The following is an 8716-nucleotide window of genomic DNA, read 5'->3' as shown; positions in this document are numbered from 1 at the left end:
TGGCTACTTAGCTCAGTTGGTTAGAGCACATCACTCATAATGATGGGGTCGCAGGTTCAAATCCCGCAGTAGCCACCATTTATACAACGTCTTATTGAATCACCAATATTCAGTATGACTATAAAGATTTGCTGCGGTCGTGGCGGAATTGGTAGACGCACCAGATTTAGGTTCTGGCGCCGAGAGGTGTGAGAGTTCAAGTCTCTCCGACCGCACCATTATTGAACAAAACCCAGCTTTTTAGCTGGGTTTTGTTTTATTTGGAATATGTAAATCTGCTAGCCAAGTCACCAAGTATTTCTCCCTATTTAATCACTTCATGACTTTTTTATAAGACAATGTCTGCTCCACTTTCTAATTGAGTATGACGCCTTATGAAAAATCTCACTTTAACGATCGGTTGCTACACAGACACTCCCAGTAAAAGCCAAGGCGTGTATCAGGCTCAGTTAGACTTGGAAAACGGTCAACTATTACCTTTAGAACTCATTACAGAGTGTACTAACCCCTCTTTTATTACTGTAACAAAGACTGGGATCTATACTGCATCGGAAGTGGACCAGCAAAAACAGCCCCAGCTCATTCATATACCTAATGTTGATTCACAGCTAACACACAATACAAGCCTCATCTCGGGAGATCACCCTTGTCACGTCGCGATAGATCCACACAATAAGTTTGCTATCACGTCGCAATACTCATCAGGCACATTCGATATTTTTAGCTTAAGTATCAACGGCAGCATCGATAAACGACTCAAAACAATCCAGATGGTTGGTTCCGGGCCAAACAAAGAGAGACAAACTAGCCCACACGCCCATCAATGCCTGTTCTTACAAAACTCACCACAATTTGTCACTATCGACCTTGGCGCTGATCGAATCAATTTCTATTGCTTTGATGAAGAACAGGAAGAGTTTCTAGACGAACCAATGCAATCCATTAAAGTCCCTGCGGGCAATGGACCTCGTCATCTCGTCTTCAACAAAGACGAAAATAAAGCCTATGTAATCTGTGAACTCTCTGAAACGATACTGATGATGGAGAAAACTCTTGGGAAATGGAGTATTGTCGAAGAGATCGACGCACTTCCAAATATGGAAAAAGGAGAAGCAACAGCTGCAATAAAACTATCACCGGATGAGCAATTTCTCTATGTTTCTTGTCGACATCAATCGATGATCAGTAGCTTCAAAATCGACTCTGAGACTCAAAGGCTGACTTTCATTGATAGCTACGACACTGAAGGCAAATTCCCAAGAGACTTCCATATAACGAACGATGGGAAATGGCTTATCGCCGCCAACCAGCACTCCAACAACATCACCTCATTCAAGCGAGATAATGAAGATGGGTCTTTGGTTTATACAGGGTACTCTTTAGAGATCGATGCACCGGTTTGTGTGACGCAACAGCGATAGTAGTCATCTGATACAAAAAAGGAGAGCATTCGCTCTCCTTCTTTTCATAAGCAGTCTTAAACGCTCAATTAGAGACCCAAAGCGTATTTCAATACTTGAGCTTTAATCGGGCCTGAATTTTCAGCTAGTTTTAGAGCAGCATTACGTACAAATTTCAGTGGGCCAATGTCGTTGCTGAATGTCTTGTAGAAGAAATCCATGCCACTTTGCATCATTAGATTGTCGCCTCTTCTTATCACTTCATAGCGTCTTGCTACAGACTGGTTCAATTCACCCTTTTCTTTGGTGACATCCAGCAGTACTGATACATCTTTGAAGCCTAAGTTAACACCCTGCCCAGCCAAAGGGTTGATGGTATGCGCAGAGTCTCCGACCAAAATACAGTTATTCTTCGAGTATGATTGAGCATGACGTCGTGTCAGAGGAAAAGAACCCGAATTCAAGACTTTGATATCACCTAACTCTTTAGGAAAGTGAGTAAGTACTTCGTTACGTAGTTTTTCAGGGGCCATTGCTGACAGTTGCTTAATACGCAGTGGAGAATCATACCAAACTAACGAGCCCAGCCCGACTTCTTGACCGTCAGAGGTTAGAGAACACAAAGGCAAAAATGAACGAGGGCCACTTGGTAGAAATTGCTGCCAAGTAATATCTTGCTGAGGTTGTTCTGTTTCTACATTGATAAGCATACAGTGTTGTCGATAATCCCAAGCCGTGATGCCAATTCCAGCTTGTTGGCGAACGGCTGAATTCGCACCATCAGCACCAACCACCCACTTCGCAGACAACTCAGCCCCTGATTGAAGCTTTACGATATTGATTTCACCAAACTCAATCACATCGAGCTTTTCTGGGCATAACAGTTCGAGATTGTCGTAGGCATCAAATTGAGACCATAAACCTAATTGAATGAGTCTGTTCTCAACGATATAGCCCAAACGAGGAAGGTCTAGTGAGGCAGCATCAAATCGAGTACGACACTCTGGGTGCTCCCACGTCTCTAAACGTTTATAAGAACACACTCGCATTGCTGCAATACTTTGCCATGCACCAAGATCTTCAAGCAAATCGACCGATGCTTGAGAAATCGCTGACACACGAATGTCCATCGCTTGCGATTCATCAAAAGCTTGTGGGGCAAAACCTTCGATCACCGCAACACTCAGACCTTGCTTTGCAAAACCGATTGCTGTTGCTGCGCCAACCATGCCGCCACCGACTACTACAATATCGTAACTGTTCATATTTCGTACTTATCAGTTTGATTCTTTGACTGTTTTTGATTGTACTTTTTCATAACTAACTTGTAACCAAAAACCTTATTCGAAAAAAGGGTTATCCCTTATGGCATATGGCGTTAACGATAATAAAAACCACTACATAAGAGATTTGTTCAGACTACTAGTCAGTCGGTTTTGAAACCAGTACAATACGCCGCTTGCCGCTAGAGCCTGTCATAAAATTGAATACCGAATTATGACAAACGGGGCTAGCGGATGAATAATGGGCGATTTGCTCCCTTAAATTAAACTAACGATCGAGCGAACATATAATGAGTAAGAAACTGCTAATTAAAACTTGGGGCTGTCAGATGAATGAATATGATTCATCAAAAATGGCCGACCTGCTTAACGCTGCAAATGGCTATGAGCTAACTGAAGTACCTGAGGAAGCAGACGTACTACTATTGAATACTTGTTCTATCCGCGAAAAAGCGCAAGAAAAAGTATTCCACCAGCTTGGTCGTTGGAAAACGCTTAAAGATAAAAAAGAAGGTGTGGTGATCGGTGTGGGTGGCTGTGTAGCGACTCAAGAAGGTGATCACATTCGTCAACGTGCACCTTACGTAGACGTTATCTTTGGCCCACAAACATTACACCGTTTGCCAGAGATGATTAAATCATCACTGTCTAACGAAAAGCCAGTAATGGATATCTCTTTCCCAGAGATCGAAAAGTTCGATAACCTGCCAGAGCCAAAAGCTGAAGGCGCGACGGCGTTCGTTTCTATCATGGAAGGTTGTTCTAAATACTGTACTTACTGCGTTGTACCATACACACGTGGCGAAGAAGTTAGCCGTCCAATGGATGATGTACTTTTCGAAGTTGCTCAACTTGCAGAGCAAGGCGTACGTGAAGTTAACCTGCTAGGTCAAAACGTAAACGCATACCGCGGTCCAACACACGAAGGCGATATCTGTTCATTCGCAGAACTGCTTCGTCTTGTTGCTTCTATCGACGGTATCGACCGTATTCGTTTCACAACAAGCCACCCGCTTGAGTTTGGTGACGACATCATTGAAGTTTACAAAGACACACCAGAGCTAGTGAGCTTCCTTCACCTACCAGTACAAAGTGGTAGTGACCGTATTCTTACGATGATGAAGCGCCCACATACGGCTATCGAGTACAAATCTATTATCCGTAAACTGCGTAAAGCTCGCCCTGACATTCAAATCAGCTCTGACTTTATTGTTGGTTTCCCTGGTGAGTCTAAGCAAGACTTCCAAGATACAATGAAGCTAATTAAAGACGTTGATTTCGATATGAGCTTCAGCTTTGTTTTCTCTCCACGTCCAGGTACGCCAGCGGCAGATTACCCATGTGATGTACCAGCACAAGAGAAGAAAGATCGTCTGTACGAACTGCAGCAAACGGTAAACACACAAGCTATGCGTTTCTCTCGTCTAATGTTAGGCACAGAGCAACGTATCCTTGTTGAAGGCCCATCAAGAAAGAACCTAATGGAACTTCGCGGCCGTACAGAAAACAGCCGTGTTGTGAACTTCGAAGGTTCTGCAGACCTAATCGGTCAATTCGTAGATGTGAAGATCACTGAGGTTTACACCAACTCACTACGTGGTGAGCTAGTTCGCACAGAAAAAGACATGGGTCTACGCGTTGTTATGACTCCAGCAGAAATGATGGAAAAAACAAAACGTGAAGACGAGCTAGGTGTAGCGACATTTACGCCATAGGCAATACAACTGTTTGAGCACAAAGCGCAAACACAAAGCTTGAAATTACCTAACTAAGTGACCATCTTAGAAATAGGGATATCACCATCAGAAGCCCGGTCTAAATCGGGCTTTTTGCTCTTTGTTTTATTTAAGAGTGAGTGGCACAAAATGAGAGGCTAATTTGAGCAATAAAATCGTTACCTTAGAGATAAATCTAGAACCAGCAGACAACAAGCGCTTGGCAAGTTTATGCGGACCATTTGACGACAACATCAAGCATCTTGAGCGTCGTCTGGGCGTTGAGATTAATTACCGTAGCAACTTTTTCACCATTGTCGGTAAGCCTCACACTACAGCCGCAGCTTTAGACATCATCAAACACCTCTATGTTGAAACGGCTCCAGTTAAAGGCAACATAATCGATATCGAACCAGAGCAAATACATCTGGCGATCACCGAGTCAGGCATTTTGGAGCAACACGTCGAGTCTGAAATTGACTACGGCAAAGAAGTGACCATTAAGACTAAAAAAGGCGTCATCAAACCTCGAACGCCAAACCAAGCACAGTACCTAATGAACATGGTGACTCATGACATCACCTTTGGTATTGGGCCAGCAGGTACAGGTAAAACCTACTTAGCCGTTGCTGCAGCAGTTGATGCACTTGAACGCCAAGAGATTCGTCGCATTCTATTGACGCGCCCTGCTGTTGAAGCCGGTGAGAAGCTTGGTTTCCTACCGGGTGATTTAAGCCAAAAAGTAGACCCATATTTACGTCCACTTTACGATGCGCTGTTTGAGATGCTTGGCTTTGAGCGAGTTGAGAAGCTGATTGAACGTAACGTAATTGAAGTTGCGCCACTGGCTTACATGCGTGGTCGTACATTGAATGATGCGTTTATCATTCTTGATGAGAGCCAAAACACCACGGTAGAACAGATGAAGATGTTCTTAACCCGTATCGGTTTTAACTCACGCGCTGTGATCACAGGTGATATTACGCAAATCGATTTACCTCGTGGTGCAAAATCAGGCTTACGCCATGCGACTGAAGTGCTCAATGAAGTCGACGACATTAGCTTTAACTTCTTCATGTCTGAAGACGTCGTTCGTCACCCTGTAGTTGCTCGTATCGTCAACGCATACGAGAAGTGGGAAGCAAAAGACCAGAAAGAGCGCAAAGAGTTTGAAAAGCGTAAACGTGAAGAGCGTGAAGCCAAACTTCTTGAGGCTCAGCAGGTAGTTACGACACAATTAGCAACACAAAATAGCTCTGTAATTGCAGAACAAGGTGATAAATAGATGTCTATTGAACTAGACCTGCAATTAGCGGTCGAAAATGAGCAAGGTCTTCCAACTGAGCAAGATATTCAGCTTTGGTTGGACAAGACAATTCCTCAGTTTCAAGAGAACGCTGAGTTGACGGTTCGTATCGTTGATACACAAGAAAGCCACCAGCTCAATCATGAATATCGTGGCAAAGATAAGCCAACTAACGTGTTGTCTTTTCCATTCGAGGCTCCTCCAGGGATCGAGTTAGATCTACTGGGCGACCTCATTATCTGCCGCCAAGTTGTCGAAAAAGAAGCAGAAGAGCAAAGTAAGCCTCTGCTAGCACACTGGGCTCATATGGTTGTACATGGCAGTCTGCATCTGCTAGGTTATGATCATATCGAAGATGATGAAGCTGAAGAGATGGAGTCACTCGAGACAGAAATCATGCAATCTATGGGGTTTGAAGACCCTTACATTCTAGAAAAGTAAATTGATTCTAGTAAAGTAGGTTGCAGAGAAACAATAACTCATCGAACCTGTGATTTTCACAGGAATCTGAGTTGTAACGTGTGCTATCACACTTCTGATAGCGTTATTTTTTGAGAAATCATGAACGAAGGTAACCCCCCCACTTCTGAGGGAAGTAAAAAATCTGAAGGTCCGAGTAGAAAGTCCTTCTTTGAACGCCTAGGCCAACTATTTCAAGGTGAAGTAAAAGATCGCCAAGAGCTCGTAGATGTAATCCGCGACTCAGAAATTAATGACCTAATTGACCACGACACACGCGACATGCTCGAGGGTGTTATGGAAATTTCAGAGATGCGAGTACGCGATATCATGCTGCCTCGCTCTCAAATGGTTACAGTTGAACGCACAGATGATCTAGATACATTGATTGCGCTCATTACTGATGCTCAACACTCTCGCTACCCAGTGATCAGTGAAGATAAAGACCATGTTGAAGGCATTCTATTAGCGAAGGACCTACTTAAGTATTTGGGTTCAGAAAGTGCTCCATTTGATATCGAACAAGTGATTCGCCCTGTCGTGGTTGTTCCTGAAAGTAAGCGAGTTGATCGCCTGCTTAAGGAGTTCCAAGAAGAGCGTTACCACATGTCTATCGTTGTCGATGAGTTTGGTGGAGTTTCTGGCCTGGTAACCATTGAAGATATCCTCGAAGAAATCGTTGGTGAAATTGAAGACGAGTTCGACGATGAAGAAGAGCTAGATATTCGTAAGCTGAGTAAGCATACCTTCTCTGTAAAAGCTTTAACCACTATTGAAGAGTTCAACGATACGTTTAACACTGCCTTTAGTGACGACGAAGTGGATACAGTTGGCGGTATGGTGATGACAGCACTCGGCCACCTGCCGGTTCGTGGCGAAATTGTAGAAATCGAAAACTACCATTTCAAAATAACATCAGCAGATAACCGTCGTGTGATTCAGCTACAGGTAACCATTCCTGACGAACAGCCTCTTCCGACTATCGAAGAATAACAACTTCTCTCTAAAGAGATGACAGAAATTAGATGACTAATACCTTTATTCATCGCCTATTACGGCCGCTTGCGGCCGTTTTTGTTGGCGCTATAACCACCCTTTCATTCGCTCCATACTCTATATGGCCTCTTGCTATTCTCAGCCCAGCTTTGTTGCTGTTACTGATCCACAACCGCTCTCCTAAAAGTGCGCTTTGGATTGGCTACGCATGGGGTTTAGGTCAATTCACCACAGGTATCAGCTGGGTATACGTCAGCATTGATGGTTTTGGCGGCATGCCACTGGCAGCCAACCTATTTTTGATGGCATTGCTTGTTGGCTACCTAGCCGTTTATTCAGGGCTATTTACCTGGGGTTTGAATAAATTCTTCCCTGCCAATAACCTAAGCCGCTTTTTCCTTGCAGCTCCTGCATTCTGGCTAGTCTGTGATTGGCTGCGTGGCTGGGTAATGACGGGCTTCCCTTGGCTTTGGTTAGGCTACAGCCAAATCGATTCGCCATTGGGTTCATTTGCACCGATTGGCGGCGTAGAGCTAGTAACTTTAGCGATCATTGTTTCAGCCTCTGCATTCACTTATGCGATTGTTAACCGGGCTTGGAGCATCGCTCTCATTCCCGCCGTCGTATTTAGTGCAGGCTTTGGTATTCGCAACATCGACTGGGTCACGCCGAACCCTGAAAAAACCACGTCAGTCGTCTTGATACAAGGCAACGTCGATCAAGACAGTAAATGGCTACCGAGTCATCGCTGGCCAACCATGATGAAGTACACCGACCTAAGCAGAGAAAACTGGGGAGCGGATATCATCATCTGGCCTGAAGCGGCTATTCCAGCATTCGAAGTTGAGATCCCATCTTTCCTACGTAACTTGGATAGCGCAGCGAAGATGAACAACAGTTCGATCATTACCGGTGTGCTGAATCAGTCTGAAGATAAGAAATACTACAACAGTGTTCTTTCTCTCGGTGTGAATCCATACGGTGAGTACAGCTACGATCCAGACGAACGCTACCATAAACACCACCTGTTACCATTTGGTGAGTTTGTGCCGTTTGAAGATATCTTGCGTCCATTAGCACCTTTCTTTAACTTGCCAATGTCATCATTTAGCCGTGGCGACTTTGTTCAACCAAACATAGTGGCAAATGGTCGTCACTTAGCGCCGGCACTGTGTTATGAGATCATCTTTAATGATCAAGTTAGACAGAACGTAACCGACGAGACTGACTTTATTTTAACGCTCTCTAACGATGCGTGGTTTGGTCGTTCGATTGGCCCTCTGCAACATATGGAAATTGCACAGATGCGTGCTCTGGAGCTTGGTAAGCCGGTTATTCGCTCGACCAACAACGGTGTGACGGCAGTTACTGATTACAAAGGCAATATAATCAAGCAAGTGCCTCAGTTTGAAACGGCAGTGTTAAAAGCTGAACTCATTTCAACGGATGGTCAAACGCCTTATCACACAGTAGGTACTTGGCCACTGTATATCTGGGCGATGCTCAGCTTGGTGATTGGTTGGGTAATTAGAAAGCCAAAAAGCTAGATTCGACGAA

General features: G+C 44.2%; 7 protein-coding genes and 2 tRNA genes. 8 read left to right on the top strand and 1 reads right to left on the bottom strand.

What is annotated here, in order from left to right:
* Position 1 precedes the first annotated feature (1 nt).
* From AB4185_RS05945 to AB4185_RS05935, 3 genes are all read left to right on the top strand, one after another.
* Positions 2–78: transfer RNA gene (locus AB4185_RS05945), tRNA-Met, on the top strand.
* 55 nt (positions 79–133) lie between these two features.
* Positions 134–218 (top strand) — tRNA-Leu (locus tag AB4185_RS05940).
* Between the two features lie 156 nt (positions 219–374).
* Positions 375–1421 carry a lactonase family protein gene (locus AB4185_RS05935; protein ID WP_372127779.1) on the top strand — a complete coding sequence of 349 codons (1047 nt, stop codon included), beginning with the start codon at positions 375–377 and terminating at the stop codon, positions 1419–1421.
* A 68-nt stretch (positions 1422–1489) separates the two neighbouring features.
* Here the strand turns inward: AB4185_RS05935 and AB4185_RS05930 are convergent, their stop codons facing one another.
* A complete protein-coding gene (locus AB4185_RS05930; RefSeq protein WP_017064167.1) occupies positions 1490–2665 on the bottom strand; it encodes a 2-octaprenyl-3-methyl-6-methoxy-1,4-benzoquinol hydroxylase in 1176 nt (391 codons plus the stop codon).
* A gap of 308 nt (positions 2666–2973) precedes the next feature.
* On the opposite strand from AB4185_RS05930, the gene miaB reads away from it, so the two are divergent.
* The 5 genes from miaB (at position 2974) to lnt (ending at position 8706) form a co-directional block, all read left to right on the top strand.
* On the top strand, positions 2974–4398 hold the full coding sequence (gene miaB / locus AB4185_RS05925) for a tRNA (N6-isopentenyl adenosine(37)-C2)-methylthiotransferase MiaB (protein WP_065584439.1): 1425 nt from the start codon (positions 2974–2976) through the stop codon (positions 4396–4398).
* Positions 4399–4561: 163 nt separating this feature from the next.
* Positions 4562–5683, top strand: coding sequence for a PhoH family protein (locus AB4185_RS05920; RefSeq protein ID WP_017062327.1), 1122 nt, complete (start codon positions 4562–4564; stop codon positions 5681–5683).
* Positions 5684–6145, top strand: coding sequence for an rRNA maturation RNase YbeY (gene ybeY, locus AB4185_RS05915; RefSeq protein ID WP_012603383.1), 462 nt, complete (start codon positions 5684–5686; stop codon positions 6143–6145).
* A gap of 120 nt (positions 6146–6265) precedes the next feature.
* Positions 6266–7156 (top strand): CNNM family magnesium/cobalt transport protein CorC, encoded by an 891-nt coding sequence (corC, locus tag AB4185_RS05910; protein WP_012603382.1) that lies wholly within the window; start codon positions 6266–6268, stop codon positions 7154–7156.
* Positions 7157–7188: 32 nt separating this feature from the next.
* Positions 7189–8706, top strand: a complete 1518-nt coding sequence (gene lnt, locus AB4185_RS05905) for an apolipoprotein N-acyltransferase (RefSeq protein WP_017064170.1) — start codon at positions 7189–7191, stop codon at positions 8704–8706.
* Positions 8707–8716: the final 10 nt, after the last annotated feature.

Origin of the sequence: Vibrio sp. 10N.286.48.F5, assembly GCF_041469785.1 — a bacterium.
Classification (GTDB): Bacteria; Pseudomonadota; Gammaproteobacteria; order Enterobacterales; family Vibrionaceae; genus Vibrio; species Vibrio crassostreae_C.
Note: the sequence above shows the minus strand (reverse complement) of the source record. Positions and strands in the feature narration are given on the sequence as shown.

Coding starts and splice junctions, on each gene's coding strand:
- AB4185_RS05935 (WP_372127779.1), top strand. CDS start 375: ATGAAAAATCTCACTTTAACGATCGGTTGCTACACAGACACTCCCAGT.
- AB4185_RS05930 (WP_017064167.1), bottom strand. CDS start 2,665: ATGAACAGTTACGATATTGTAGTAGTCGGTGGCGGCATGGTTGGCGCA.
- miaB (WP_065584439.1), top strand. CDS start 2,974: ATGAGTAAGAAACTGCTAATTAAAACTTGGGGCTGTCAGATGAATGAA.
- ybeY (WP_012603383.1), top strand. CDS start 5,684: ATGTCTATTGAACTAGACCTGCAATTAGCGGTCGAAAATGAGCAAGGT.
- corC (WP_012603382.1), top strand. CDS start 6,266: ATGAACGAAGGTAACCCCCCCACTTCTGAGGGAAGTAAAAAATCTGAA.
- lnt (WP_017064170.1), top strand. CDS start 7,189: ATGACTAATACCTTTATTCATCGCCTATTACGGCCGCTTGCGGCCGTT.